The following is a 26,822-nucleotide window of genomic DNA, read 5'->3' as shown; positions in this document are numbered from 1 at the left end:
CCCGATCATTCAGCAAGGTTCTGACACTGCTCAACGAGGCCCTGACCTGGGCGGTCAAGGTTCGATGGCACAGGACAGAGGCACAGTGAAGTAGGCCGGGAGGCGGGCGTGTCCCGTCTCTGGTGGTCTGGTCTCTGTCTCAGTTGGTCGGGTCTGATTCGCTCGTTGTCTCAGAAGATCTGGTTCGCCAGGTTGTCTGAGGAGACCTGTCATCACTCCATCGACTCCAGAATGCGGTCGAGTGTCCGGCGCCCCATTCTGCTCATCGTCGGATTGCTCTCGACGTAGTACCAGACAAGACCCATCGCCTGTTCGAACGCCCATGCCTTGCCCCGCTCCCACTCCAGATCGTCACAGGCCAGTGTCCGCCGGAGCACTTCCCGTGGGCCTGGCTGCAACAGGTGCCAGGCACTGACCAGATCCAGCGCGGGGTCGGCTGGGCCGAAGCCGCCGGTGTCGAGCACGCCGCTGAGCCGGTCTCCCGCGACCAGCACATTGCCCGGAATCAAGTCACCATGGCTCATCACGTCGGCACCCGTGCGTGGCAACTCCCGAAAATGGCTCCACACCTGACGCAGCCGGGGCACGTCGAGCAGTCCCTTACTCTCCTCGAAGCACTTCGCCATCCAATCGTCGTGGTGAGCGAGAACGCCGCCACGATTTTCGCCGCTGAAAAGCCGCCCCCGCGTCTCGGCGTCCCTCAGGGCTGCGATGAAGGCCGCAAGGTCCTCGGCAAAAGCGTCCGACCCACTCGGGTCGGCATCAGAGGCGACCGTTCCCTGGAGCCATGTCTGGACCGACCACGGCATGGGGTAACTCGCTCCAGGCTTTCCCAAGGCGACGGGTTCCGGAGCGGGGAACCGAGACACCTGTGCCAGCTCCGCGCTCGCCTGGGCTTCCTGTTCCAGAACCGTCAGCGCCTCGGCGGCATCGGCCAGACGCAGTGGGAAACGCGCAGAGAGGTCGTTCCCGATGCGGAAGATGGCGTTGACCGTCCCGGTCGACGACACGAGTCGGATCGCCTTGCCGCTCCACTGAGGGAACTGTTCTCTGATCAAGGTCGCAACGATTTCGGCGGTCACGTCCACTTGGTCATCGTGCATGGGCACCCCTCGCAAGCTTTTCCACAAGTTCAACTCGAAACGCCGGAAGCAGACCAGATCAACTGAGACGACACCCAGTATTCAGATGCCAGGGGCCAGATCAACTGAGATTTTCGATCACCCAGGTGTCTCAACCGTTCTGGTCGCCCCAGGTCACAGCCGCATCCTCGGACCAGATCACTTGAGACGGGACAGGGCGCACCACGTTTGCTGCATTCGAACAGTTGCGCGAATAGAGAGCCATGGCAGGTCAGGCACCGCGCGGCCAGGCCGCGCCCGCACACCCTCAACCGGCCTGCTCCCGCCGGTCCGCGTTCTCCTGCCCGACGGCGAGGTCGCCGGACGGCCCGTGCGCAGGTGGCAGACCGATGCCGGGCAGTGGGTGTAGCGCGTGGCCCTGCGGGGGTGGATCACCGCGCCGCGAGCACCGGCGCGGACCTGACTCCCGAACTTATCGAGATGGACGTCCCCGGCGCCCGCGTACGCCCCGTACCCGGGGTGGCGTACGACGACGTCCCCATGCTGCGTCGACGGCCACCCTCACCCCCCACCGCGCCGGTCCTCCCCGCGCCGGCCCCGCCCGCGCCAGCCACCCCGGCCGAAACGGTCCCCGACGAATGGGTCTGCGAGCAGGTACCGCTACCCGCCGGAGCGCCGGGGACCGGACCCGGAATCCGGATCCACAAACCCCGCTGCTGGGCGATCAAAGGCCCCACGGGCGGCACCATCACCACCGACCAGGCCCGCTACATGATCGAGCGCGACCCCATCGCGTCCGCCTGCCAGGCCTGCACCGCTGTAAGAACCCCTAACAGAATGGGGCTGGGCCAACCTGGTGGTGCCCGAGGATCTGGTTGGCCACCATGAGTCCTGACAGATGTCGGTGGGCGGAGCAAAGGGTACGCAGTGGATTTGATCAGTCTCGCGGATGGCGACAACAGCTTCCGGGTCCGCGTGCTGGGGCGTAACTCACGGACTCACACCCCTTATCTAAGCGGCATTACTACCGAACCCGGAACGGTTCATTCCAGCGAGGCCTGGCAGCCCTCAGGCAGTGGGTCGAGCGGGAAGGAGCCCACCGGCCAGTCCCGAGGGCACACCGAGAGGAGGTCACGGTCAAAGGCGAGACGGAGCAGCCGGTGGCCATCAAGCTCGGCGTATGGATCTCCAACACCAAGACGAGGAGGGACCGCCTGGACGCCGACCAACTCACCGTACTTGCGAAGCTGGGTATGGAGTAGGCAGAGCCAGTGACAACCCACAGGCTGCCCCGGAGTCCGCACAGCTTATCTCCTCCTGAAGCTGGAAAGGTGCTGGGAAGCTCTCACAGCGCGACCACTCCCACCACGGCCGCCGCTGCCACGACCAGAACACCCACGACATTGACGGCCATGTCCTGCTTCCAGGACCGGCGTTCGCCCTCGACGTCCAGGGTGAAGACGGCCGGGTCGTCGGAGGCGTAGTGAATCGTGACGTCCAGGCCCCGCGATCCGGCGGGGTTCGGCAGTCCTGACTCGCAGTAGGCCGTGACGGCCCTGCCGTCGAGGGTGGTGAAGGTGACGACCGGCACCAGGTGGGTGGAGGTGTGGCCCTCGTCGTCGGTGCTGACGTTCTTGAGCACGGCGACGACGCGGCCGGACACGGCAGCCATGGCGGCTAGCTCGTCGAGACGGCGGTTCCTGTCGCGTATGTTCCCGGGCAGGTGGTAGACCCCGAAGAGGGCCCACGGCCCGCAGAAGCCGAGCAGAGCCCACGGCCAGCCCCAGTCGATCGCGGCGACGACGACCAGACCGGCGTAGACGAGGAAGAGCGCGAAGGTCGGCCATCCGAGTCCCCGCCCGCCTTCGGAACGGTCGTTGGTGAAGCGGAAGGCGTGGGCCCTTCCGCGCGGGTAGTGGACGCCGATCTCCCGACCCGTCCAAGCCGCGCTGATCCTCTCGCCTCGCTCACCGTCGTTTGTGACAGTGAACTCCTGGCCGGTGAGGGGGTCTTGGAAGGATACGACCACGGCTATCCCGTCGTTCGGGGAGCTTCCGTGCCGTGGCTCTCCCACCCGCTCGATCCGCCCGGTCGCCCGAACCGTCCGCTGGGCCCGGGTCACGCCGGCCAGTGACCTCCCGTAGCCGACCAGCGCGACCGTGCCGAACAAGGCGCACCACAGCACCCCATATCCGTGCCAGCCCATCCGTGTTTCCTCCTGCCACTTCGGGAACAGCCACCGAGCACACCCCTGCCGTCCGGAACGGCGCGGCCCCAGGGCACCTCACCGTGCGGGCACGCGCCGCACCACCTTGCCCTGTCCCTCCGCCTCCAGTGACGCCGTGCCCTCGGCCCCGGTCACGACGACCCTGATGGTGAGGGAACCGGTAAGCCGATCGGCGGTGATCTGCCAGGCCCGCGGGGACTGCACGCCGAGGGTGTTCGTGGCCTCCTCGACCAGGGCGGGAAAACGGTCGTAGGGCAGCGCGCGAAGGTCGAACCCCGGGGTCTGGGTATTGGTCGGCGAAAACACGACCGACAGCAGGCGCTCTTGCACGACGACGGTGAGCGCCTGGCGTCCGCCTCTGGTGAGTGAGCCGACAGTCCGGTCCAGCTCACCCTTGTCGAGAAACGACTGACCTCGACCCAGTTCGACCGTTGCGGACACCGACGACACCACCGTGGTCGACGAGGGGGAGGAGACGGGCGGCGGCGCAGGCGAAAGCGACTTAGTGGTGTCGTCCCGGTCGAAGAGGTCCGCGCGGAACAGCAGCACCACAAGGACCGCACCGAGCAGCAGGCCGAGGAGCGCGACGAAGCCGAAGGCAGGGTCCTCCGGGGGCGCGGCCACCCTGACCGTCCCGGGCGCCGAGTCGAGGCGGGCCGAGGCCACCCGGCCCTCCCACTCCGGTGTCGGCCGCTTGACGATCCGCACCCGCCACGGCCGGTCCGGCGGGTACTGGACCACCACGACGCCACGCGGCCGGTAGTCGCACAGGTCCACGAGGTTTATGTCCTGCGTGATCTCAACCCGGTACGCCGACCCGTCGTCTGGTGCGACGGTGAGCTCGAACCGCACCGGTATGTCGCTCGGCTCGCCCCGAACGGCCTCCATGCTCTCGATCGTCGCGAGCGCCGTGCGGGGCGCGACTGCTGCCTCCCGGGCCCTTCTCGGCCTACCGGCGAGGAAGGACAGCAGTCCGTAGACGGCGGGCAGGACCAAGCCGGTGACGAACAGTGGCACGTACTCGACGATCCCGCCCACGACGCACGCGGCGAGCGACGTGCCGACCACGCCACCGGTCAGAAACCTCCGTGCGAGCACGACGGGTGTGTGGTGCGTGGGCAGCGGCGGGCCCGTGGCGATCGTCATACAGGCGATTGTGCTGGGCTCAGGTGACGTCCGGTAGACCTCAGTATGATCTCCCGTCAGGTCACGGCGGGATCGATGGCGGGCGCCTCATCCCCGCGCACCTGCAAGTGCAATCTCTCGCTTTCGCGTCAGCAGGTGACCCCTGGGCCTCTCTCACTCCATGACCGTGGGTGGACCCAGATCTCTCACATCCATGATCTACACGCCCCGAAACGCAGCCTGCACAGCAGCAACAAACCAGAGCCCACTGTCTCTCACACCACTGGCCCCACACCGATAGATCGCACCCAGCAGCAGGAACGGCTGTCGAAGCTGGGCGTACAACCCACTGAGGCCCCGTCTCCCGCACCGGCAGCCACTCTGTACGACGAAGGGGGTCGGCCACGGTCTGTACGGTCAACCGCTCTGTCTCACCTCCGGTGGTAACGGAACGTCATGCCCGTGGCTCTGAACCTGACGATCCGACACCCCTGCTGGCCAGCGGCGTAGGCCAGCGCCCAGGAGAGAGCCGATCAGCCCGCTGCAACCAAGCCCGACTCGTAGGCCGCGATCACCGCCTGTGCCCGGTCGCGGACGCCGAGTTTGTCAAAGATCCTGGTGATGTAGTTCTTGACAGTGGAGACGGTGATTTCCATGGCGTGCGCGATCTCGTTGTTGTCCAGGCCGGTAGCCAGTAGTCGCCAGGCCTCCACCTCTCGTGGGGTGAGATCGGAGGCGGTTTCCGGGGCGGGCCGTCGGCAATCCGGGGGCGCCACCTGCTCGCTCTTGATGTAGGCGGAGATCAGCCGGGTCAGCAGCCGGGGCGCGACAATGGCCTCGCCCGCGTGGACGGTGCGGATCGCGGCCACCAGCTCCTCGGGCGAGCTGTCCTTGGGCAGGAAGCCGTATGCGCCGGCGCGCAGGGCGGCGACCACGTAATCGTCCATGTCGAAGGTGCTCAGGGCGAGCACCCGGCACTTGGGCAGGTCGCGGGCCAGTCGCTCGGTGGCCGCCACCCCGTCGAGGACCGGCATCCTGATATCCATCACCACGACATCGGGATTGTGCTCGTGGGCGAGGACAAGAGCCTGCTCGCCGTTCTCGGCCTCGGCAACGACGGTAATGGCCGAGAGGGGCCGAGGATCAGCGCCAGGCCACGCCGCACGAGCGGCTGATCGTCCGCGATCAGTACCCGGATCGTCCGCTCGCCCACGGCCTCGTGTTCGGTTTCTGTCCCACTCACCGGTCAGTTCTCCTCGCCCGTCGGTGTTTTCAGCGGCAGGCTCGCCACGACCTGGTAGCCGGCCTCCGGGAGCGGGCCGACCTCCAGCACGCCACTGTGCAGGGCGACCCGTTCGCGCATTCCGATCAGACCGTATCCGGCGCCCTGCCTGATGCCGGGAGCCGACGGCGACTGCGCGGCGGCCGTCGGGCCTCCGTCGGTGACGGAAACAAGGACGCGTTCGGGCAGACAACTGAGGCGGACCTTCACCGGGACACTGGGCCCGGCGTGCTTGCGGGCATTGGTCAGGGCCTCCTGGACGATCCGGTAGACGGTGACACCGACCACCGAGGGCAGTCGTCCGGGATCGCCGTCGATGGTCAGGTCGGCGGCCTGTCCGGCCTGCCGGGACTCCTTGATCAGGCGGTCGAGGTCGGCCGGGCCTGGTAGTGGCGCCTCCGGGGGGCTGTGCCGGTCGCCCGCGGTGTCCTCGTCAGTCCGCAGGACATCGAGGAGCTGTCTCATCTCGCGCAGGGCCAGCCGCCCTGAGTGTTCGAGGGTGACCAGGGCGCCGCGGACGACGTCGCGGTCGTGGTCGAGGTTGGCGCGGGCGCCTCCCGCCATCAGCTGCATGGTGGTGATGCGATGGGCGACGATGTCGTGCAGCTCCCGGGCGATGCGACGGCGTTCGTCGGCCACTGCCCGGTCGGTGAGGAGCCGACGGTTGGCCTCAGTCTCCTGCTGCCATCGGTTGACCGCGAGGCCGGTGGCAGCCATGAGGCAGGCGGCGAGGCCGGCGCTGGTCACGTTCAGGAATCCGCGCGGGAGAGCGAGGTCCGGGGTGAGCAGGGTGACCCCGATCGCCCCGATCATCAGGGCGGCCGTCGCCCACCGGCGGCCAGTTCGTGCAGCCGAGTAGAGGGCGATCGCGAGGGTCGCACCGAAGTGATGGCTCACGGACGTCGTGAGATTCAGGAACACGGCGAGCATCGGGCTGACGGTCATGACCGTCAGCGGGAAGCGTCGCCTCACCAGCAGCGGCAGCGCGGAAACGGTCACCAGCAGGACGCCGACATTCGACACGGGCACATTCGTGACCTGCGAAAACACGATGTATCCGATGAGATCTACGACAGCTGCGCCGGTGGCCAGCAGGGCGTCGTTGCGGGTCCACGGCAATGGGCCGGCGTCCAGCCGGAAGAAGCGCCCACGCAGTCCCTCGCGCGACGGTTGGGCTCTGCGACGCGTCGCCATGGTGGTTCGCTCCCAGCTGGTTTCCGCAGTAATGCCGGACGGTCCGCACAGCATCGATTCTGCTTGTGCAATTGTCCCTGCATCCCGCGGCCCCCGGCTCAACCCCAGGACCGAAACCGGACCAGGACCAGGGTCCCATTCCAGAGGACGACGGGCCCTGGGGGCCCGTACAGCTTCTCATCCCACGCTCGTACGATCTCCGCGCATTCCGGTGATGTGCTGATGGGGCACTTTCCGAGATGGTGTGGGGCATGACTTCGGCGCTTATCGCTGGTCATCTTCTCCTGAAGAATCCACACGTAAGTTGATAGAAGGATTGAACAAGATGGCTACGCACAAGAAACGCATCAGTCGCCGTAAGCTCCTTGCGACGGTGGCCATCGCGGTGGGGGCGGCCCTCACTCCCATGGCGGTCAATGCGGCCACGGTCGACAAGGACGCCACGGGCGGCGGAAAGCAGAGCGCGGTCCGCGCACTGGAGCGGGCAGCCCATCCGCTGCGCTCGACGGAGCCCGGGGGAAACACGGCGGACCTGCAAGCCCTGACCTCCATGGTCGGCAACGCCAAGGTGGTGGGCCTCGGCGAGGCCACTCACGGCTCCCACGAGTTCTTCACCATGAAGGAGCGGATTTTCCGTCACCTCGTGGAGAAGAAGGGTTTCACCACTTTCTCTCTGGAGATGAGCTGGTCCTCAGGGCTCCAGATCGACGAATACCTGCAGACCGGAAAGGGAGACGTCCGGGAGATCGCCAAGAAGGAACTCGGCAATTCGCCCTGGGAACGAGAGGAGTTCGTGAGCCTTATCGAGTGGATGCGGGATTACAACCGAAGCCATCCCAGCCGCACTGTCCACTTCATGGGCAATGATGTCGGCGCTCCCACACTGAGCGACGAGTTCTTCGGACGGGTGACCGGCTACGTGCAGCGCAGCCACCCGGCGGCGCTGCCCCAGCTCAACGAGCTCTACGCCGGCCTGCGCCCGATCGACGATGTCTTCGCCTACCTGGGCAAGCCCCTCGCCGAACGGCAGCAGCTCGCCGCCAAGGCGGAGCAAGCCCTGGCACTGGTCAGCAAGCTGGGGAGCTCGGGCGACAAGGCCTTCGTGTGGGCTGAGCAGAACGCCCGGTCGATCGCCCAGACCACCAAATTTCTCACGATTGACGTCACCAACCCCGAATCGGTGGCTGCCTCGCAGCGCTTCCGCGATGAGGTGATGGCCCAGAACGTCACCTGGTGGCAGCGAGAGACCGGCGACAAGGTGCTGCTGTCGGCACACAACGACCATGTCGGCTACGAGGCCAGCGACCCCAAGATGTATCCCAAGACGCAGGGCTCATTCCTGCGCGACACCATGGGCAAGAATTACCTCCCCATCGGCTTCACCTTCAACCAGGGCTCGTTCCTGTCCAAGGATGCTGCCCTCGGCGGCGAATGGAAGAAATTCACCGTCGGCGCCGCCGGCCCCGGCAGGAACGAGCACACCCTCGACCAGGTCCGACACCAGAACTTCTACCTCGACGTCCGCCGCGCCCCGGAGCCCGCGCGTACCTGGCTGAACACCGCCCGGCCCACGCTCAGCCTCGGCACCCAGTTCCCCGCGGAACCGCGCGACGTCGCGATCGCCAAGTCCTTCGACGTTCTCATCCACCTGCACGAAGTCCGGGAGGCCGACAAGCTGAAGCCGTGACAGCCTCGCGGCGCCGGGCCCGAACGAACGCGGGGCCTGCACGCCTCTAGGCGATTTCTGAGGGATCTTGCCCGGAACGGTGACTTAAGTTTGCCGTTCCGGGCAAGAGCCCGTCTTGGTGTTCGCCCGTGGCGGGATCAGGGTCGATGACGCTCGGGGTGACCTCGAACTCGGAGGTGTCTTCACGGGGACCGCCGACGCGGGCCCAGGCAAGGGAGCGGACCTTTGGCCCCGGCGCCCGGCAGGGGGTGGAGGCAGCCGCAACAGGGTGCCGGAGGGAGCGCCCCCCCGGTTGCCGCTGCGGCGGCGATGCCGATTCGGGTAAGTGAAAGGGCGTCTTGTCCCGTACCCGATGAGTTCGTCCCGCCCCGGCATCACCGGGGTACTTGGCAAGGAGTTGCAAGCCTCAGGCGAGCCGTGGGGCCCTGGGCCCGGTGCTCCTGGTTGCGCCGGCGATCTCACGTGTCATCGTGCGTCGCTCCTCCTGCCTGGATTGGCGACGCCCAGGAGCGGCTCGCCGGCCATCTCGTAGCCGCCCTCGTCCTTTGACCGCGACACGTCCTCGATGCCCGGGTGGCGGCGGGCCGATACGACGAGGAAGGTGATAGCGCCAAGGAAGACCACGACCGAGGTCCAGCCGTTCAGACGGAGGCCGAGGAACGTGTGGGATGTATCGATGCGCAGGTATTCGGTCCAGAACCGGCCGACCGTGTAGGCGGCGACGTACAGGGCGAAGGTCCTGCCGTGACCGAGCGTGAACCGGCGGGCCGCCCAGAGGACCAGTGCGGCGACGCCTATGTTCCAGAGGGACTCGTAGAGGAAGGTGGGGTGGTACGTCGTGATGTCGAGCATGGTGGAAGGGCGGTGCGCGCGGTCGATCTCCAGGCCCCAGGAAAGTGTGGTGGGGCGGCCGTAGAGTTCCTGGTTGAACCAGTTGCCCCAGCGGCCGATGGCCTGGGCCAGGGCTATGCCGGGGGCGACGGCGTCCGCGAAGGCGGGGAAGGGGATGCGGTGGCGGCGGCAGCCGATCCACGCGCCGACCCCGCCCAGGGCGATGGCGCCCCAGATGCCGAGCCCGCCTTCCCACATGTACAGGGCTCGGATCGGCTCGCCGTGTTCGCCGGAGTACGCGTCGGGGCTGGTGACCACGTGGTACAGACGTCCCCCTGCGAGGCCGAACGGCACGGCCCAGAGGGTGACGTCTGCGATGACGCCCTGGTCCCCGCCCCGCGCGGCCCAGCGCCGGTTGCCGAGCCAGACGGCGACGAATATGCCCAGGATGATGCAGAAGGCGTACGCCCTCAACGGAACCGGGCCGAGGTGAAGGACCCCGCTCGAAGGACTGGGAAGGTAGGCAAGATCCATGGTCACTCCGTAGAGGTCTCAATCAAGTGGACTGGTAAGCATCTGAGCAATCAGGCGTGCACTGAACCGAGTCCTTGATCAGAAGCCCGGCGGGCGACGGCGCACTTTGCAGCGGGCTCACCCACGAATCGAGCCGCTTCCCGGACGCGCTCCTGCTTTCCCGCCTGAGGGGCGGCCGATGTCGCGACGCCCGTCTGGTCGAGTGAGCGGTCAGGGCCGGTGCCTGAGGGCTGCGCCGAGTGCGGCAATCCAGATCAGCAGCAAGGGCAACGAAATGAGTGCCGTCGGGGTCAAGGCAGTGGACAGGAGCAAGTAACCGATGCCGGACGTGGCGATCGTGGTCGCGAGGACCCAGCCGATGACGACCTCCCAACGCCGCAGTAGTGTGCCGTGGCGGCAGGCTGCGCAGGCAGCCGCCGCGAGTGCGGCGAGCGCGAGCATCTTGACGCCGTCCACGCGCTGGACCATCTCGAACAGTGCGCCGCTCCTGCCCGGTGACGCTGAATCAGCTCCGGGTACTGCGATCAGTTCCAGGACAAGTTGCAGGGATGCGAGCGCGCCCGCGACTCTCCCGGCCCATCCGGCCAGGCGAGCCGCATCGTTGCCGGTACGGCGGGCCCAGTCGAGCAGTCCAGATCCGACGACCACGAGGCAGACAGCTGCCACACCGTGAACGAGCAGCGCCTGGGCCAGCGCCTGGACTGGCCGGTCGGCGTACGCGGTCGTGATCCCGGCGTGTGTGTCACCGACCTCGGGTGTGGCTCCCCACCCGGCGGCGAGCCCAAGGATCCATGCCGCGGCGTGTGTGTACCCGGCGGCTCTGGGGGTGATGCCGGTGGCAGGCTCCCTGGCGATCGTGGTCATGTGGTGTCTCCCCGGGTCTTGTTTCGAATCGTCTGGGCGAACGCCTCGCAGCCGGTACGCCATGCGGCATCCAGGTCCGCGTCGGGCGGGAAACGGCCGTCGAGTTCGAGCACGACCATGCCGTGCGCGAATGCCCAGAATGAGCGCGCGATGTCGATGTCGCCGTGCACCGCGTGGGCCAGCGGCGTCGCTGCGCGATCTTCGAGTCCCTCGGGGAGTGCGTTGCGGGCGAGCGGCCGACTGTGGGTGATGCGGTAGAGGTGCGGGCTGGCGAGCGCGTGCCGTCGGTAGGCTCGGGCGAGTACAAGCAGGGGTGGTTCGACGCCGATCTCTGCTTCGGCAGCCTCCAGCTCCTGCGCCAACTGGGTCATCCCCTGGGCCTGGAGCCCGGCCTCGACAGCGGCCTTGTCAGGAAAGTGCTTGTACAAGGAAGGCGCCCGGATACCGACACGCTCGGCGATGCGCCGCATCGACAACGCTTCCGGCCCTTCGGCGTCGAGCAGTTCCCGGGCAGCGGCCATGATCTGCTGCGCGCGGTCAGCCATGGCAGGCCGTCCGCGCGATGGCGATGCCGGATGCGGCCAGCGTGGGACATCGGATTCCAGCAGTGCGCCGTGCAGGGTTCCGCGGCAACGGGCCCGGTCCAGCGAGGAACACGGGCGCGGTAACGGCTTGCGGTTGGTGCCCTTCCCCAGGGACCGCCAATGCCCCGGACTGGAACTCTGACGCCTCCCGTGTACCCCGGAGGGGACGGGGCGGGTCGCTGCGGGACGGGGGACTGCCGGCTGTAGCGGTGTTCACTGCGGCCCTCTCACATCGCGACGATCGAAATGGCTAACAGCGTTAGCTAGGCATGGCGCCACGCTATGGCTAACGCCGTTAGCCGTCAAGGGCGGAGCCTGTCGAACTCTGACCGGCCGAGCCTGAACGTGAAGTCCCGATCGGCGAGTTCCGCCTGACCGCAGCACCGAGCCCGTGGCCTCAGTCATGCGACCCCGGCCGTGGTGTATGCGTCGGCCGGACGGCATTCGGGCCGGTCGGCGCTGGTGGCCGGATCGGCGGCCTTTCGTCGCCAGCGCGTGGGCGGATAAGACTGGGCATCCGTGTCCCGCCCCACTTCCGCCGAACGCCATGGAGGCGCACCCCGATGAACCCGGTCGGTATGACCAGCTTCGACGACGTCTACGCTCTCCCCGACCCCCGCGGGTACTTCACCGCCCTGGGGCCGTACGAGTACCAGACCCCAGGCCACGCCCAGCCGGTGTTCCGCGCGCTTGCTGCCGAACTCGGGCCGAGGCGGCGTACGGTCCTCGACGTGTGCTGCTCCTACGGGATCAACGCCGCCCTCCTCAACCATGACGTCACCCTCGACGAACTCTTCGCGCACTACACCTCGACCCGTGCGGCCGAACTCACCACCGCCGAACTCGCGGCCCGCGACCTTGACTTCTACGCGGTCCGCCGCCGCCCCGAAGCCGTGCGGGTCATCGGCATCGACGTCTCGCGCCCCGCCCTGGACTACGCGGTTGCCGTCGGGCTGCTCGACGAGGGGCACTGCGTGGACCTGGAGCGCACCGAGCCGGAGGAGCGTCTGCGCGGCTCGCTGGCCGGAACGGGCCTGATCACCGTCACCGGCGGCACCAGCTTCCTCACCGAGCGCACCTTCGCCCGGCTGTTCACCGCTATCGGCCACCCCGTGCCGGTGGCTGCCTTCGTCCTACGCACCCACGACTACGGGGCGATCTCCGGCTGCCTGGAGTCGTACGGCCTCGCGATCGAGCGGGCCGCCACCACCCAGCCCCAGCGGCGCTTCACCGACCCCCGGGAGCAGGAGAACGCGGTGACCACCGTCACCGCGTTCGGAGAAGACCCGGCAGGGAAGGAGGCGGCAGGGTACTTCCATACCCGGCTGCACCTGGCCCGCTGAACACGCCCCCGGGAACCGAGGGCGGCCACGCGCACGGCCCGCGCCCGCGGGTCAGGAACGGGTATGGCCGCCAGACACGTCCAGGCGCAAGCCGCTGGAACCGGAGCGGGTGTCGGTAGACGCCGCCCGGTCGATGGCGCGGTCCGCGCTGAGAGAGAGATCGCCGGCGTCGTCTACGTGGCGTTCGTCGTGGACACCTTCTCCCGCCGGATCGTAGGCTGGTGGGCCGCCACCACGAAGAGGACCAGGCTCGTCCTGGACGCCCTGGAGATTGGCCTGTGGCAACGCGACCGCGACGGATTCCCATACCAGCGGGGCGAGTTGATACATCATTCGGACGCGAGGTCGCAATACACGAGTTTCCGGCTCGCCGAGCACCTGCAGGCCGCCGGCTCGCGGCCTCGATCGGATCGGTCGGCGACGCCTACGACAACGCCCTCATGGAGTCCGCCATCGGCCTGTTCAAGACCGAGCTCATCAAGCCCGGGCGGCCCTGGAAGACCCTCACCCAGGTCGAGCTGGCCACTGCGGAGTGGATCGACTGGTACTGCCACCGCCGACTCCACGGTGGAATAGGGCACATCCCGCCCGTCGAAGACGAAGCGAACGACTACCGAGCAGCCACGAAACCCCAGGCCACAACCACAATCTGAAGTCCCTACCGAACCCGGAACGGTTCACAGCGGACGCGCTCCATACCCAGCGCGGCACCAGTCACGCCAAACGCCGTTGCAGTACTGGCCCCCGGCCCGTCCTGACGCCCCGTTTAAGGGGGTGCGGAGAGAGTGGGGCCATCACACCACAGGGGAGGGAAACGGGATGCCGATCCGAGTCCGAGGCGGCGCCGTCGACGGTGCCGGGCAGGATGTCACGCCGTCGCCCGCGCCCGAAGACGGCGGGGCCGGGGCGCCCTTCCACGACCGCCCTTCGCCGCAGCGCCGCCCCGTGACCCGCGCCCGTCTCGCCTGCCTCTACGGCGCGATGTTCATGGCGGCCGGGGCGGTGCTGCTCACTGCCGTCTCCCTGCTCGCGGTGCAAGCCGTGGGCAGAGGCAGCGATCCGGTACTCGGACAGGGGTTGGAGCAGCGGGGTGCGCTGGCGCCCGCCGCCTGCCCGGGGCGGGGGCCCGGCCTCCCGCCGTACCCGGCGACCAGCGGAGCGGACGGCGCCTGTCCGGCTCCCCCGTGGTGGCAATCCCGGGACTCGCTCGCGTCCTCCGCCCTGCTCGCCCTGCTTGCTCTCGGCTCCCTGTCGGCCAGCGCCGGGTACGTGATGTCGGGGTACGCGCTGTCGCCACTGCGACGGATGACCCGCACGGCGCGAAGCACCTTCCCACCGGACGCCGGCGCCGCCGGCCCTCAAACCTGAGAAGCACCGCCCTCGGCGCGGGTAGGCGGCGGAACGGAGGGGCATCCGCAACCGGCCAGGCCGCCGGGAAACCCCACCGCGACGAGGAGCGCTGAGCACGGTGATCGACCTGGACTGCGGACTTCTTCCCCCTGAGACCGACGACCATTTCCTCGGCCTCGAACACGCCCAGCACGTCGGCACCGAAGCCCTGCTCACCACCAGAGACAACGTCGAGGCCGTCATCGAAGCCAAAGCCACGATGTGTATCTGCGGGCCCGCGAGCTCCGGTTAAGGGCTGTCCCGTAACTGCTGGTCACGGGTGAGATGATCTTGCAGTGGCTGGTGTGATCACGGCGTCGGAGCCGCCCTGGACAGCCCCGTTCACCGGGCTGAGCCCGCGCTGTTTCGGGAAGCTGGTGACCCTGCTGCGGCGTGAGGGTGCGGACGCCGTCCGCAAGGGCCGGCCGTGGAGCCTGCCTTCGGAGGACCGGGCCCTGCTGGTCGCTGCGTACTGGCGGACGAACCTGACGATGCGCCAGCTCGCCCCGCTGTTCGGTGTGTCGAAGTCGGCGGCGGCCCGAATCATCGACCACCTCGGCCCGATGCTCGCGCTCCAGCCCCGCAAGCGGTTCGCCAAGGACACCATACTGATCGTCGACGGCACGCTGGTGCCCACCCGCGACCACACCATCGCCGCGCAGTCCAAGAACTACCGGTACTCCACCAACCACCAGGTCGTCATCGACGCCGACACCCGCCTGGTCGTCGCGGTCGGCCGACCGCTCGCCGGAAACCGCAACGACTGCAAGGCCTGGGAGGAGTCCGGCGCCAAAGCCGCCGCCGGCAAGACACTCACCATCGCCGACGGCGGCTACCCCGGCACCGGACTCCTCATCCCGCACCGTCGCGACCGTGGCCAGGCCCAGCTCCCGGCTTGGAAAGGGGAACACAACAAGTCCCACAAGCAGGTCCGGGCCGGTGTCGAGCACGTCTTCGCCCGCATGAAAACCTGGAGGATCCTCCGGGACTGCCGACTCAAAGGCGAGGGTGTCACCCACGCCATGCTTGGCGTGGCCCATCATCCCTGTTCAGCGAGGTGATACTCCGGCGGGCTGCCCGCAGGGCCGCGGAGAAGGAGAGCTGGTCCGGATCAAGTGGTTCACTGCGGTTCACCGCTGCTCTGTGCATCAGGACTCTCAGGCCGGTGTAGAGCACCAGGTGTGCGTAGATTTCCTGGAACACCAGGTCAGGGCTCTTGCTCGGCATGACGGTGCGGGTGCCGATCTGGGTGGTTTTCAGTTCGGCGAGGGTGTTCTCCACCTCCCACCGCGCGCCGTAGAGGGCGGCCAGTTCGGCGGCGGGCGCCGTTTCGGGATCCATGAGGGTGGTGATGAGCCGGTAGCGTTCGGCCTGATCACGGCCTGGGATGTCCAGGCTGTACTCGATCACGCGGACTCGGATGTCCTGGGGCAGCCGGACGCTTCGCCCCCGCCCGCCGCGGACGGTGGAGGTCCACGAACCGTCGGGAAGAACCTCCTCGACGGGCAGTTTCCAGATACCGGGGATCCGCCACAGCAGGTCAGCTCCCGTGGCGGCCAGGTGCTGCCAGATATGGGCTCCGGGCAGGCCTCGATCGGCCAGGACCAGCATGCCCGGCCGGAGCGAGCCGGCAAGCCGTTCGGCCAGGACCCGTTCTTTGACCCGGTAGGAATCGACCGCGGCGTCGCAGACCACGTGGGTTCCGGACTCGACCAGAACCATGACCCGGGCCAGCGGATATCCGGTGGGTCCCTTGCCGGCCTTGGTCCGAAGTCGCCCCAGCCCGGCCTCATTGGCCTCCGTGTCCGCAGCCTGCAGCGTCGTCCCGTCCATCGCCATCAGCCGGAAACCCCGCCAGAACGCCCCCGGCGTCCGCTCGTCGGCCACCGCCGCCCCGGCATGAACCAGCAGCTCACGCAGCACCTCCACACCGAGATTCTGGCGGGCACGGAAAACGGCCGCCTTGTCCGGGACCCGCCAGGCACCCCGCCCATCCTCACGCCGGACCGCCTCGGCGAGCGTCCGCAGGACCTCCCGGTACGGCTCACCGGAGAACAACGTCCGCGCGAGCACGAAGTACACCATCAGCCTCGGCGGCAGCAGCCGCACCCGCACCTCACGGCTCCGGGACTTCGCAAGCACCGCGTCCACCAGCTCCGGCGGGAACACCTCGGTCAGATCCCCCAGCCCGATCCGGTCCACCAGTCGAGCAATCGAGCAATCGAGCAGTCGTCGGACACTACCCCCTGGTATCCGATGATCCGCCAAATCACCTCTATGTCAACGGCATTGACGTTAAACGTCAAGCTCAGCTCTTGCCGGTCAGGCGCCAGACCTGGTTCTTCTTGGTGGCCAGGGCATTGGCGGAGTCACAGGTCCACTGGTGGACCAGTGCTCCGGCGGTGGTGGAGATCCCGCTGACGTCCACGCACTTGCCGCTGTGCACCGCGACGAGCTGGTAGTCGTTGGCGGCGACCGGCCGCAGCGTGAACTGCTGGTTCGTGCCGCCGTGGCAGGTCCACTGGTGGACCGCCGCGCCGTCGGCGGTGGAGACGCCGGCGATGTCGAGGCACTTGCCGCTGTAGTGGTTCACCAGGGAGTAGGTGTCCGCCACCCCTGGCACCGGGCGGAAGTCGAACCGCTGTTCCTCACCGGTACCGCAGGTGTACTGCCGGTACTGAGTGCCGTCGGCGGTGCTCTGGTTGGGGTCGTCCAGGCAGTACCCGCTGTGCTGGGCGACGGCGGTTGACGAGAAGGCGGGTTGGCCGGCGGTGAACTGCCACCAGTTCATGTTGAACAGGTACCCGCTGTCACCGGCGAAGCGCAGGTACAGATCGTGGGTCCCGGTTGCACCGGTGACAGGGCACGAGACCGTGCTCCAGGTCTGCCAGCCTCCGGTGCCCGACACAGTGCATGTCCCGACCGTTGGCCCGGTAGTACTGTCCAGGTGCAGCTCAACTCGGCCGCCGCTGGTGCCTGAGGCCACCCTGGTGGTGAACGAGCCGGCACCGGTGCCGAATGCCGCGCCCTTGACCTTGACGTAGTCGCCGTTTTCAATCCAGCTGATGTTCATCCCGCCCTCGCTGGAGGGTTCGGTTTCGATGCCGCTGCCCCACGCGATGGTCTCGGCTTCCTGGCGGACATAAGGATCGAGCGTGCCGGCCTGCGGTGCCCCGGGCGTCGACATGTTGATGGTTGGAATGGTGCCGTCGGCGTTGTAGCTGAACTTCTCCACCGCGACCGAGCGGGTGAAGCCGCCGCCGCCGGGGAGGGCGCCGTTGTGATAAAAGAAGTACGAGTTGCCCTTAAAGTCCACGATGCCCGCGTGGTTGGTGAAGCTGTTGCCCTGGGCGGGCATGACTGTTCCACGGTAGGTCCACGGTCCGGTCGGGATGGGTGCCGTGGAGTAGGCGATGAACTCCGCGCAGCACTTGGCCGCGTACACCATGTAGTACAGGCCGTTCCGCTTGTAGACCCAGGGTGCTTCTTCGTACAGCGTGGGGCGGTCGGGGTTGTCGGTGCGGGTGCCGAAGCCCTCGGTGGTGAGCGGAATTTGGGCGGGGCTGCCTGCGTAGGACGTCATGTCCGCGTTCAGTTTGACGTACCACAGGTTCGGATTGCCCCAGTACAGGTAGGCCTGGCCGTCGTCGTCGATGAAGACGGTCGGGTCGATCTCGCTGTTCTCCACCAGCGAGTGGCCGAGGGCGTCCCGGAACGGGCCGGTGGGGCTGTCCGCCACCGCCACGCCGATGGCGAATTGGCCGGTCGCCCGGACCGATACCGGGACGTACCAGTAGAACTTGCCGCCCCGTTCGACGGCTTGGCCCGCCCACGCGTTGGCGCCCGCCCAGCTGAAGGTGTTCAGGCTGAGCGGTGAGCCGTGGTCGGTCCAGTTGACCATGTCGGCGGAGGACGACACCCGCCAGTCATTCATCACGAAGGAGGAGGTGGAGGTGTCCTCGTCGTGCCCGGTGTAGAGGTAGACCCGGCCGTTGTAGACCAGCGGTGCCGGGTCGGCGGTGTAAATGTGTTGCACGATCGGGTTGTCTGCCTGGGCCGTGGCCGGAAGAAAAGCCAACATACAGAGAAGGCCTACCGTCAAGGCGAGGACGCGTTTCGCCCACCGCTGAAGTGTGAATGCCACTGTTTGAGTCCCTTATTCGGTTGGGATATGACGGGGTGGCGTCGGCGGGGACTGCCGGGAGCCGGACCTCTGGCGCTGCAGTGTCAGCACGCCCGGCCGGTATGGCAGGCGGCCGTAGTCCCATGCCGACGGTGCTGGGGTCGCGCCCGGTTTGGCCGCTGTGCGGAAGGATGCCCACCCAAGACCCTCCACACGGATGGGGTCAGGCACGTCCGCGCCCGACCCCATCCGCGTGGTTCAACCTGCGCAGGGATCAGCACATCCGGGCGAAGCGGTGCCGCCTTGGAGCGGCGGCACCGCTTGTACCGTCAGGCCGGCGGCTGGGGCCGGTTCATCGGTAGTTGGCGGCGGCGATGTTCGCCTGAACCGCGTTTTCGGTCGCGTCCGACGGGTAGCCCGCGACCATGGCACCCTCGTAGAACGTGCCCGCGCTGTCGTTGAGATTGCCCACCTCGGGTGAGCAGCAGTCGCCGCCGCTGCCCAGGACGATGGCGCCTTGCTTCTTCATCGGGCTGTAGACGTTGGGCTCGTTGGGAAGCGCGCCGTCCCACAGCGTGTTCAGGCTTCCGGCCTGGGCGTTGCTGCCCTTGAGTGCGAATCGTGTCGTCCCGTTGTTCTTGAGGGTCGCCGTGACGAACTTGCTGGTGAACGCCTGCTGGTTCGGGTTCCACGTGCTGGCGCCACCTGCGAACAGGCCCCATTCGAGGTCGGCCTGCACCCAGGGGCCGGTTCCGGAGCAGCCGCCGAACCAGCAGCTCGTCCCGAAGTAGATGGCGTCCATGGCACCTGGCCCGTCGGCCTTGCGGGTGGTTTCGCTGTTGCCGTAGTCGAAGCAGCAGCCGCTGTTGACATGCGTACCGCTGGTGACCATGTACATGCCCTCGGGTTCGCTGCCCGTCGGGATGCCCGTCAGGTGGCCGTCGCGCCAGTAGCTGGTCCCGGGGTTGATGTACAGCGAGTAGGCCTTGCTGCCACCGACCGTCAGCGATTCGGTAGTCGCCACGGCCGGGCGGGTCTGCGGTGAGCCTGGGACCACGCTGGAGCCCTGGTACCACAGGTCGTTGCCACGCCCGGACTGATCGAACAGGACCGTGATGACACACGTGGTGTTTGCGCAGAAGGAGTCCTGGGCCGCCGCGTTGGCGACGCCGCCAGGGGTCAGTACGCCGATGTTGCGGGTCGTGTTGTCCGAGCGCCTGACCTGATACAGGTCTCCGTTGTAGGCGCTGTAGAGGGCGCGCGTCGTGCTGTGCGCCGCCACGCAGGGCGTACCACCTGCGCCGTAGATGTCGCACGGGCCGGAGCCGGTGCCCCCGTCCACCTTGACGAGTTGCCACTGCTGGTTGGTGCCGCCCCAGTCGCTGTACTGCACGACGTTGGCGCCGTCGTTGGTCGCCGCGTTCTGGACCTCGACCGCCTTGTTGCTGTTGCGGTTGATCAGCCGGAGGTAGCCGCTGTCGGAGTCGGCGAACCGGAACTGCTGGTTGGTGCCGCCGTGGTCGGTCCACTGGTGGATGGCAGCCCCGTCGGCTTTCGACCAGCTAGACACGTCGATCATCTTGCCCGAGTGCCGCGCCTTGATCCGGTAGTAGCCGTCGCCGGAGTCCACGAACTGGAACTGCTGGTTGGCGGCGTTGGTGCGGGTCCACTGGACGACGTCGGCGCCGTCGGCGGTGGAGGAGTTGTAGACCTCGAGGGCCTTGCCGCTGTTGTGGTTCACCAGTACGTACCAGGCGGTGGTGTCCACTGTGGCGGCCGACGCCGGCGTCGTGGCCACCGTGAGCAACGCACCCACAATCGCCACGGCTGCCGCGGCGGCCACCTCAGACCGCCACCGACGACGCCACCTCACGGCGCGCGCTAACCAAACGGACATAGCGTCTTCCTTCCATCATGGAATCGACGGCATGGGACGGGCCGCTTCGGCGCGGACGCCGACGACAACCGCGCACGGACAACTGCCCGGGAGGTAAATTGTTAGCGCTAACATTTCTGGGCCGAGCCGTGCAGGAATACGTGGGGGCGTGAGGGTTGAGTAGCCAACCGGCGGTGCGGCTGAACGCACCACGACTGTGAGCGATTACATCGGCCGCGTCAAGATGTAACGGGCAGGTTTCGGCGGATGTCCTTTATGGGACGCCGGCCTCGCCGAGGCTCGACGGCTGTCAAGCCGACCGCAGCCTTTCGCCAACCGTTGATCAAGGCCGCGATCCGGGCAGTCGATCTCGGAGAGGTCCGCCGGAGCTCGCGGGCACGCCGATGGCCCGGCGCGGTGGCCGGAGTCCTCCGCCGACTGCTCGTCGGGACCAGGGCTGATCCATAGTCCTGACGACCATGTAGCCGTGCAGGCCAGGGCAGGCCCAGTAGGTCCAGTAGGCGAGTGAAGGGTGCGTAGGACATTTCGCGGAGGCCGGCTGCGATGGTCTGGCCCGCGGCGCGAAGGGTGTTGACCGCCAGGTTTCGCAGTGCGGCCATGTTCTCCGGACCGTGGCCGGTACGGATCTTCTAGGCCGACGTACCCGTCCGGGATGACGGATCGGGCCTGGCCGCGATTTCCGGTCGGGCCGCGGGATGACCTTGCGCGGAATCTTGACGCACTACTCGGGCTGACCCATAGTGATGGCCATCGAGCCGCCTTCATCCAACGCCTGACTTCACTGACTGAATTGTTAGCGCTAACAGTGGGTTTGGCTTCCACCGTCCCCGCACCCCCGACGGGCTGGACTCCACGGAACGGGCAGCAACCTCCCGCCCCGGGACGCACCGTCCGCGACCACCCGCGGGACCCGTGGCATCCCGTGGTCCGGGCGCCCCCGCCCAGCACTGCGACGGTGCATGCCGTGATTGCCGAGGACGGCCGCCCACCCCTCACGCACTCTGGAGCGCAAATGACCGCCACAACCGGCCCCGGCCCTCACCCGTCGCGCCGACTGTTCCTCGGTATGGCCGCCGCCGTCCCGCTGGCCCTGAGCGGCACGCTGACCCTGGGCGCGCGGCCCGCCTACGCTGCCGACGCGGCCTACGTCATGGGCTACTTCACCGAGTCCGCGGCTTTGCTGGACGCCAACTACGGCCTGCACCTGGCCGTCAGCACCGACGGCCTCAACTGGATACCGCTCAACCAGAACAACCCCGTGGTGACCCCGACCGAGGGTGCGGGCGGCCTGCGTGATCCGTTCATCATGCGCAAGCAGGACGGCACCTTCGTCGTACTCGCCACCGACCTCAAAGGCTTCGACTGGGGCTACAACAGTCAGTACATCCACGTCTGGGACTCCGCGGACCTGCGCACCCTCACCGGCTACCGACGCCTCAAGCTGCACGACATGGTCACCCACAGCTGGGCGCCCGAGTCGTTCTGGGACGCCGGCCGGGGCGTGTACGGGATCATCTACTCGTCCGTCAACGCCAGCGGCCACGGCGTGATCATGGTGAACTACACCACCGATTTCCAGACGGTGTCGTCCCCGCAGGTTTTCTTCGATCCCGGCTACGACATCATTGACGGCACTCTGGCCGTGGGCGTCAACGGCGTCAACTACCTCTACCACAAGAGGGACGAGACCCTGGTCGGCGCGCGGTCGACCACCCTCAATCCGGGCAGCTTCACGCCCTTCAGCACGGCGGTCGCTCACGGTGCCACCGAGGCGCCGACCCTGGTGAAGTCCCTGACTTCCGGATCCTGGTACCTGTGGGGCGACACCTACTCGCCGAACGGCGTCTTCTACGCCTGGCAGAGCAACGACCTCGCCGCCGGCACCTGGACCCCGCTCGACCAGCGCCTCTACACCCCGCCGCTCAACGCCAAGCACTGCACCATCGCGACGATCACCACGACCGAGTACAACAACCTCGTGGCGAAGTGGGGCAGCCCCGCCTGGAACCGGCTAAAGTCCTACAACTACCCCGACCGTTACGTCCGTCATGCCAACTCTGTCGGCCGGATCGATGTCTACCCGTTCGACCCGTACCCCGAGTCGCAGTGGAAGCTCGTGCCCGGCCTGGCCGACAGCGCGGGTGTGTCCTTCCAGTCGGTCAACTTCCCGACCCGCTATCTGCGGCACTCCAACTACGCCCTGCGGCTGGAAGAGAACGACGGCACCGCGATCTTCGCCGCGGACGCCACGTTCCACAGGACCGCCGGACTGGCCGACTCCGCCTGGTCGTCGTTCCGTTCGCACAACTTCCCGACGCGCTACATCCGGCACACCGGCTACGTCCTGCGCATCGACCCGGTCTCCACCACCACGGAGAAGGCCGACGCCACCTTCCACGTCGGCTACTGACTGCGTCCGGCTCGGGCCTTTGGCTTCAAGGCCGTTGGGAAACGCCGGCCTGGTCCCTTCGGGGTGAACTCGAAGGGACCAGGCGGTGTCCGTGGACGATCGACCCGACGGCCCGTCGACCGTACGCCCTGGGGCGGGGCGAAGTCCGGTTACGGAAGGTGAACTCGGACGCGTGTCTTGACGCGCACCGCGCTGGCTTCATGTGCCTTCGCCCGGGAGTGTCAGCTTCTTGGCTCTGTCCCGCAATCGGTGGTACCGAAGTGTGACGGGCGTCGCTGGCAGGACGTGCGAGATGTCAACGAGCTTGCCGGCGTGGTGATTTGAGGGCTGTCCGCCCTCGTCATCGAGGGCGTGATGGACCAGGGTGAGGCCAAGGTCCGCTTCACGTCGTTCTGACGGTACGTCAGACGCTCGTCGACGCCAACGGGATGGCACCACGGCCGGTACTGCACGAACCGTGATCAGCCAAGTCATTCAGCACCACCCACCGAAGAGGACGCCTCATGAGAAAGTCCTGGATTCTCCCCCTGATCGCGCTCGTCGCTGCCACGCTCGGGGTGACGACGACAGGTGCAACTCCTGCCTCCGCCGCCTCCAACACGCCCTTGCGGGTCATGCCGTTGGGCGACTCCATAACCTGGGGCATCGGAAGCAGTACGGGCAACGGCTACCGGGGCCCGTTGTGGGACCGGCTCGCGGCGGACGGCCATCCGCTGGACTTCGTCGGCACATTGCGGGGCGGTTCGATGTCCGACCCCGACAACCAAGGTCACCAGGGATACAGGATCCACCAGATCGCCGAACTCGCCGACGCCTCGCTGACCCGCTACCGGCCCAACGTCGTGACGCTGATGATCGGCACCAACGACCTGGCCGGGAGCTACCAGGTCTCCACCGCCACTGCCCGGCTGAAGTCGCTGGTCAACCAGATCACCGCCGACGTCCCCGACGCGACCGTCCTGGTGGCCTCCCTGGTCGTGTCCACCAGCGGCCCGGAGGAGCAGTACCGGGCCGCGTACAACCAGGCCATCCCCCAGATAGTCAGCGAGGCACAGTCCTCGGGCAAGCACGTCGCATACGTGGACATGAGCAGCCTGACCACGGCCGACCTGGCCGACGCCCTGCATCCCAACGACGCGGGCTACCAGAAGATGGCCGACGCCTTCCACCGCGGCATCCAGTCCGCGGACAGCGCCGGGTGGCTGAGGAACCCCGCCCCCGCCCCCGCACGCGTGCAGTCCAACTTGGGCGGCAAGTGCCTGGATGTCAGCGGCTTCGGCACCGCCGACGGAACCGCCGTCCAGATCTGGAGCTGCGGAGACAGCATCAACCAGTACTGGTCCGCCTACACCGACGGCACCCTGCGCTCCATGGGCAAGTGCCTCGAAGCCGCCGGCTTCGGCACGGCCAACGGCACCAAGATCCAGATCTGGGCCTGCCACGGCGGCTCCAACCAGATCTGGCAGCCCTACAACGGCGGCTACCGCAACCCCGCCTCCGGCCGCTGCCTCGACATCCCGGGCTACTCCACGACCGACGGCACGCAGCTCCAACTATGGGACTGCCATGGCGACTCCAACCAGAAGTGGACCACCCTGACCGCCGGCTGACCCCCGCCCCCGCGACCTGAACCCACCCCATCCGGCCTCGGATCGGGGTGGGTTCCCAAACGCGGTGTCGTGCTCCAGAAGCAACCGGAGCTCGGCATCAGTTCGGTGGCCAGGATCGTCTTGGCCGCCCCCGCTCCTCCGGTGATGAGCAGCCGTCCCGGCTGCAGACGGCGGTAGTACTCGCCGATCTCGCTGAGCCGGCCGGTCGGCCCGGCCCCGGTAGCCGCCCGAGACGGAGCGGAACGGAACGTGAAACCGACATCGATCGGCTGATTGTCACCAGCCAGCAGACGCGTACGCTGCGCCAGCTCACTCGCCTCTACCGCCTCCGCCAGACTCCCGGCCGCCTTGACAAGATCCACATCGGCTGATGGCTTGAGCAGCTTCGCCGCCAGGCCAGCAGCGGGCAGTAGTGCGATCAACAGGCTGAACACACCGAGCTTGTCGGATGTGGCCAGGTCCCCCGTCACGAATGTGATCACGGCCCAGACACCAACAGACATGCAGACCAAGGCAAGCAGCAGCCCAGCCGAGCGTCGAACCTGTTCCGCATTAAGTGCACCCCTCACCCACCCAAGCATGAACGCCGCCTCCTGCCGCACGTGTGCGCCGCGCTGGAGCCGCTTCACGGTTCCTGAGACGCGGTCCCCACAACAGACCAGGGCCCGGTCCTGGAAGCCTTTGGCTGCGTAGGTTAAGAGCTGAGAGCGTTTACTGACGGGCCCGGAGAGCAGTTGCCGGCAGGCACGACCACGTCCACCCGGCCTCGCGCTCCTCCCGTCGGAGGGTGTGGAGCTGGTCGGCGAGGACCTGCACGAGCACGCTCCGGTCGGCCTCGGCCGGCACGGTAAAGGACAGAATGAAGGGCACGACGTGCAGTTACGGGGTGTCGGAAGCAGGGCCGCCGAGCTTCTCAGCGGTGAGACGGTCCAGGTAGTGGGCGGCGCGGCTGTACGGCACGCCGGTCTCGACCACCGCGGCAATGTCTGCGCAGTCGTCCTACGGGCGGGCTTCCGGCGGAAACGGGTCGGTCCGACGGCGGTCTCGACGGCAGCGGGCCCGCCTATCAGGCTGGGTTGAGTACGGTGACAGAGGGGGGACGATGGCGTTTCGTGCTGTGCACGCCGAGTGGGGGACGGTGTTCTCGCATCTACCCGACCTAGGATGCGGGCGGGCGTGGGAGGCGGTGTGGAAGGTCCGCCCGCCCGCTGCGATCGCCTGCCCAGAGTGCGGGCACTCGATGTACGCGAAGACCTCCGAGCGAGGGCTTCGCTTCTTCGCGCACGCCCCGCACGCACCGGACTGCGAGATCGCCCGCCAAGGAGAATCCGAGGCGCACCACCTCCTCAAGCTGGAGCTGGTCAGCGCGGCCCGGCAGGCCGGGGCTCACGCTGAGCTGGAGGTCCGCGCGCCGGACGGGTCGTGGCGGGCGGACGTGCTGGCCAGTGATCCAGCCGGGACTTGGCGGATTGCCCTGGAGGCGCAGCTCTCCCCGATCACCGTCGCGGAGATCACCGAGCGGACGCAGCGGATGGACGCGCACAATGTGTCCTGCTGCTGGTTCAGCGACCGGGCCCGCCCTCCGTGGCTCGGGGCTGTCCCCTCGGTGCGGCTGGTCTCTGCGGAGGGTGGTCTGGCCGTCGCCGAAGGCCTGGTGAAGTTCACCGGGCGCTCCTGGGAACCGGGGCCGCAGGTACCCCTCGTCGAATTCCTGCACTGGCTGTTCACCTGCCGGGTCTTCCCGCACACCCCGCGTGTGCGACTGAGGTACCCCCAGCGCCAGCTCACCGAGGTCTGGACGGCCCTCCAGTACATCCGAGACGAGGAGGTCTATCTGTGGCAGGAGGAGGAGCGTCAGCGTCAGGCGGCCGAGGAGCGCGAGCGGCTCCAGGAGCGGGCGAGGTACAGACGGGCCGACATCGACCGGAAGAACGCCGCCTCCCGCCGGGCCGCCCTGGAGCGGGCCACCGCCTGCGAGGCGGAAGCGCGGCGGGCGCATCTCGGACCCGCCGGGGCCCAGTGGTACGACGCGCTGATGCGCCGGCCAGGGGTGGGGCAGGCCGTCGGACACCTGGCGCGTGAGCACCACATCACCGTGACGCCCGGACTGAGCACCGGCGATCCGAGGTGGGGTGGGGGGACGCCGCTGATCGGCCCGGACGGCACTCCGGCCGCCGTGCTGTCGCCGGTGGCCAGGCTCATACGCGGGGAGGCGTTCCGGCTGCTGGCGGGGATGCTGCTGCTGTTCGAGACCAGCACCGAGCAGCAGGGTTTCGACCGTAATACGCGGAGGCGCAAGGCCCCCATCGGTGGCTGGCGGACCGAACACCTCCCCTCAGCGTCCGCGGGTTCTGCGGGCCCGGCCGCTGTGCCAGCACCCCGCCGCGCCCGGCCCCGGCAAACGGGCGGCTCGTGCACCTGCACGAAGCCGGAACTGACCGTCGTCATCATGGGCCAGCCCCACCCGGCCGAGCCTGCCGAGCGGACGACTCCTGCCAGTGCCGTCTACGCCGCCTCCTGCCGGACCTGCGGCGGCCCCTATGACAAGCCGTGGCGCCGCTGCACAACGTAACCCGGCGCTGCCCTGCCTCTTCCGGTCTTGAGACTCCCATGGCAGTGGCTGGTGAGAGGCAGCCAGGA

The 26,822-nt window shown here is 67.8% G+C and carries 20 protein-coding genes and 3 pseudogenes; 11 read left to right on the top strand and 12 right to left on the bottom strand.

The window, feature by feature from the left end; all coding sequences use genetic code 11:
* Positions 1-212 precede the first annotated feature (212 nt).
* On the bottom strand, positions 213-1,103 hold the full coding sequence (locus tag ABZY44_RS14375; RefSeq protein ID WP_356653447.1) for an aminoglycoside phosphotransferase family protein: 891 nt from the start codon (positions 1,101-1,103) through the stop codon (positions 213-215).
* A 1,022-nt stretch (positions 1,104-2,125) separates the two neighbouring features.
* Here ABZY44_RS14375 and ABZY44_RS14370 point away from each other — a divergent pair.
* Positions 2,126-2,344: pseudogene (locus ABZY44_RS14370) on the top strand (helicase associated domain-containing protein); the annotation flags it as partial.
* An 83-nt stretch (positions 2,345-2,427) separates the two neighbouring features.
* Here ABZY44_RS14370 and ABZY44_RS14365 read toward each other — a convergent pair.
* The 4 genes and pseudogenes from ABZY44_RS14365 to ABZY44_RS14350 form a co-directional block, all read right to left on the bottom strand.
* Positions 2,428-3,288, bottom strand: a complete 861-nt coding sequence (locus ABZY44_RS14365) for a DUF3592 domain-containing protein (protein WP_356653445.1) — start codon at positions 3,286-3,288, stop codon at positions 2,428-2,430.
* 78 nt (positions 3,289-3,366) lie between these two features.
* The gene (locus ABZY44_RS14360; protein WP_356653443.1) at positions 3,367-4,455 is read right to left on the bottom strand and encodes a hypothetical protein; all 1,089 of its coding nucleotides are present in this window, start codon (positions 4,453-4,455) and stop codon (positions 3,367-3,369) included.
* A 512-nt stretch (positions 4,456-4,967) separates the two neighbouring features.
* Positions 4,968-5,677, bottom strand: a pseudogene (locus ABZY44_RS14355) (response regulator transcription factor).
* A 3-nt stretch (positions 5,678-5,680) separates the two neighbouring features.
* A complete protein-coding gene (locus ABZY44_RS14350) occupies positions 5,681-6,739 on the bottom strand; it encodes a sensor histidine kinase (RefSeq protein WP_356653441.1) in 1,059 nt (352 codons plus the stop codon).
* A gap of 496 nt (positions 6,740-7,235) precedes the next feature.
* Here ABZY44_RS14350 and ABZY44_RS14345 point away from each other — a divergent pair, with 496 nt between their 5' ends.
* Positions 7,236-8,597: an erythromycin esterase family protein gene (locus ABZY44_RS14345; RefSeq protein ID WP_356653439.1), complete on the top strand. Its 1,362-nt coding sequence runs from the start codon at positions 7,236-7,238 to the stop codon at positions 8,595-8,597.
* A gap of 465 nt (positions 8,598-9,062) precedes the next feature.
* Here ABZY44_RS14345 and lgt read toward each other — a convergent pair whose 3' ends face one another.
* The 3 genes from lgt to ABZY44_RS14330 form a co-directional block, all read right to left on the bottom strand.
* Positions 9,063-9,962: a prolipoprotein diacylglyceryl transferase gene (gene lgt / locus ABZY44_RS14340; RefSeq protein ID WP_356653437.1), complete on the bottom strand. Its 900-nt coding sequence runs from the start codon at positions 9,960-9,962 to the stop codon at positions 9,063-9,065.
* Between the two features lie 210 nt (positions 9,963-10,172).
* Complete coding sequence (locus ABZY44_RS14335; RefSeq protein WP_356653435.1) at positions 10,173-10,826, bottom strand: hypothetical protein; 654 nt, start codon at positions 10,824-10,826, stop codon at positions 10,173-10,175.
* On the bottom strand, positions 10,823-11,371 hold the full coding sequence (locus tag ABZY44_RS14330) for a TetR/AcrR family transcriptional regulator (protein WP_356653433.1): 549 nt from the start codon (positions 11,369-11,371) through the stop codon (positions 10,823-10,825). Before ABZY44_RS14330 ends, ABZY44_RS14335 begins: the two co-directional genes overlap by 4 nt.
* A gap of 602 nt (positions 11,372-11,973) precedes the next feature.
* On the opposite strand from ABZY44_RS14330, the gene ABZY44_RS14325 reads away from it, so the two are divergent.
* The 6 genes and pseudogenes from ABZY44_RS14325 to ABZY44_RS14300 all read left to right on the top strand — a co-directional run bounded on the left by ABZY44_RS14325 (position 11,974) and on the right by ABZY44_RS14300 (position 15,203).
* Positions 11,974-12,753, top strand: a complete 780-nt coding sequence (locus tag ABZY44_RS14325) for a hypothetical protein (RefSeq protein ID WP_356653431.1) — start codon at positions 11,974-11,976, stop codon at positions 12,751-12,753.
* A 63-nt stretch (positions 12,754-12,816) separates the two neighbouring features.
* Positions 12,817-13,158 (top strand): annotated as a pseudogene (locus ABZY44_RS14320) (DDE-type integrase/transposase/recombinase); the annotation flags it as partial.
* A complete protein-coding gene (locus ABZY44_RS14315; protein ID WP_356653490.1) occupies positions 13,053-13,406 on the top strand; it encodes an integrase core domain-containing protein in 354 nt (117 codons plus the stop codon). The pseudogene ABZY44_RS14320 and the gene ABZY44_RS14315, both read left to right, overlap by 106 nt.
* Before the next feature lie 166 nt (positions 13,407-13,572).
* On the top strand, positions 13,573-14,121 hold the full coding sequence (locus tag ABZY44_RS14310; RefSeq protein WP_356653429.1) for a hypothetical protein: 549 nt from the start codon (positions 13,573-13,575) through the stop codon (positions 14,119-14,121).
* 100 nt (positions 14,122-14,221) lie between these two features.
* A complete protein-coding gene (locus ABZY44_RS14305; protein ID WP_356653427.1) occupies positions 14,222-14,395 on the top strand; it encodes a hypothetical protein in 174 nt (57 codons plus the stop codon).
* A 43-nt stretch (positions 14,396-14,438) separates the two neighbouring features.
* Positions 14,439-15,203, top strand: coding sequence for a transposase (locus ABZY44_RS14300; RefSeq protein ID WP_356653425.1), 765 nt, complete (start codon positions 14,439-14,441; stop codon positions 15,201-15,203).
* Here the strand turns inward: ABZY44_RS14300 and ABZY44_RS14295 are convergent.
* The 3 genes from ABZY44_RS14295 to ABZY44_RS14285 form a co-directional block, all read right to left on the bottom strand.
* A complete protein-coding gene (locus ABZY44_RS14295) occupies positions 15,154-16,344 on the bottom strand; it encodes an IS4 family transposase (RefSeq protein ID WP_356653423.1) in 1,191 nt (396 codons plus the stop codon). The genes ABZY44_RS14300 and ABZY44_RS14295 overlap by 50 nt on opposite strands.
* 106 nt (positions 16,345-16,450) lie before the next feature.
* A complete protein-coding gene (locus ABZY44_RS14290) occupies positions 16,451-18,178 on the bottom strand; it encodes a family 43 glycosylhydrolase (protein ID WP_356653421.1) in 1,728 nt (575 codons plus the stop codon).
* A gap of 439 nt (positions 18,179-18,617) precedes the next feature.
* Positions 18,618-20,162 carry an arabinofuranosidase catalytic domain-containing protein gene (locus ABZY44_RS14285; RefSeq protein WP_356653419.1) on the bottom strand — a complete coding sequence of 515 codons (1,545 nt, stop codon included), beginning with the start codon at positions 20,160-20,162 and terminating at the stop codon, positions 18,618-18,620.
* Positions 20,163-21,174: 1,012 nt separating this feature from the next.
* On the opposite strand from ABZY44_RS14285, the gene ABZY44_RS14280 reads away from it, so the two are divergent.
* Both ABZY44_RS14280 and ABZY44_RS14275 read left to right on the top strand, forming a co-directional pair.
* Positions 21,175-22,572, top strand: a complete 1,398-nt coding sequence (locus ABZY44_RS14280) for a glycoside hydrolase family 43 protein (RefSeq protein WP_356653418.1) — start codon at positions 21,175-21,177, stop codon at positions 22,570-22,572.
* 503 nt (positions 22,573-23,075) lie between these two features.
* Entirely contained in the window at positions 23,076-24,182 is a 1,107-nt protein-coding gene (locus ABZY44_RS14275) for a ricin-type beta-trefoil lectin domain protein (RefSeq protein ID WP_356653416.1), read from the top strand.
* Here ABZY44_RS14275 and ABZY44_RS14270 read toward each other — a convergent pair.
* The gene (locus ABZY44_RS14270; RefSeq protein ID WP_356653414.1) at positions 24,095-24,811 is read right to left on the bottom strand and encodes a hypothetical protein; all 717 of its coding nucleotides are present in this window, start codon (positions 24,809-24,811) and stop codon (positions 24,095-24,097) included. The genes ABZY44_RS14275 and ABZY44_RS14270 overlap by 88 nt on opposite strands.
* A 473-nt stretch (positions 24,812-25,284) precedes the next feature.
* Here ABZY44_RS14270 and ABZY44_RS14265 point away from each other — a divergent pair, with 473 nt between their 5' ends.
* A complete protein-coding gene (locus tag ABZY44_RS14265; RefSeq protein ID WP_356653412.1) occupies positions 25,285-26,754 on the top strand; it encodes a competence protein CoiA family protein in 1,470 nt (489 codons plus the stop codon).
* Positions 26,755-26,822: the final 68 nt, after the last annotated feature.

The organism is Streptomyces sp. NPDC006544 (assembly GCF_040611715.1).
Classification (GTDB): domain Bacteria; phylum Actinomycetota; class Actinomycetes; order Streptomycetales; family Streptomycetaceae; genus Streptomyces.
This window is presented reverse-complemented; position numbering and strand designations above follow the sequence as displayed.

What these genes read in the sequence shown, in the direction of transcription:
- ABZY44_RS14360 (WP_356653443.1), bottom strand. Translation starts at nt 4,455, where the DNA reads ATGACGATCGCCACGGGCCCGCCGCTGCCCACGCACCACACACCCGTC.
- lgt (WP_356653437.1), bottom strand. Translation starts at nt 9,962, where the DNA reads ATGGATCTTGCCTACCTTCCCAGTCCTTCGAGCGGGGTCCTTCACCTC.
- ABZY44_RS14325 (WP_356653431.1), top strand. Translation starts at nt 11,974, where the DNA reads ATGAACCCGGTCGGTATGACCAGCTTCGACGACGTCTACGCTCTCCCC.
- ABZY44_RS14335 (WP_356653435.1), bottom strand. Translation starts at nt 10,826, where the DNA reads ATGACCACGATCGCCAGGGAGCCTGCCACCGGCATCACCCCCAGAGCC.
- ABZY44_RS14285 (WP_356653419.1), bottom strand. Translation starts at nt 20,162, where the DNA reads ATGTCCGTTTGGTTAGCGCGCGCCGTGAGGTGGCGTCGTCGGTGGCGG.
- ABZY44_RS14365 (WP_356653445.1), bottom strand. Translation starts at nt 3,288, where the DNA reads ATGGGCTGGCACGGATATGGGGTGCTGTGGTGCGCCTTGTTCGGCACG.
- ABZY44_RS14265 (WP_356653412.1), top strand. Translation starts at nt 25,285, where the DNA reads ATGGCGTTTCGTGCTGTGCACGCCGAGTGGGGGACGGTGTTCTCGCAT.
- ABZY44_RS14330 (WP_356653433.1), bottom strand. Translation starts at nt 11,371, where the DNA reads ATGGCTGACCGCGCGCAGCAGATCATGGCCGCTGCCCGGGAACTGCTC.
- ABZY44_RS14280 (WP_356653418.1), top strand. Translation starts at nt 21,175, where the DNA reads ATGACCGCCACAACCGGCCCCGGCCCTCACCCGTCGCGCCGACTGTTC.
- ABZY44_RS14310 (WP_356653429.1), top strand. Translation starts at nt 13,573, where the DNA reads ATGCCGATCCGAGTCCGAGGCGGCGCCGTCGACGGTGCCGGGCAGGAT.
- ABZY44_RS14375 (WP_356653447.1), bottom strand. Translation starts at nt 1,103, where the DNA reads ATGCACGATGACCAAGTGGACGTGACCGCCGAAATCGTTGCGACCTTG.
- ABZY44_RS14345 (WP_356653439.1), top strand. Translation starts at nt 7,236, where the DNA reads ATGGCTACGCACAAGAAACGCATCAGTCGCCGTAAGCTCCTTGCGACG.
- ABZY44_RS14275 (WP_356653416.1), top strand. Translation starts at nt 23,076, where the DNA reads ATGAGAAAGTCCTGGATTCTCCCCCTGATCGCGCTCGTCGCTGCCACG.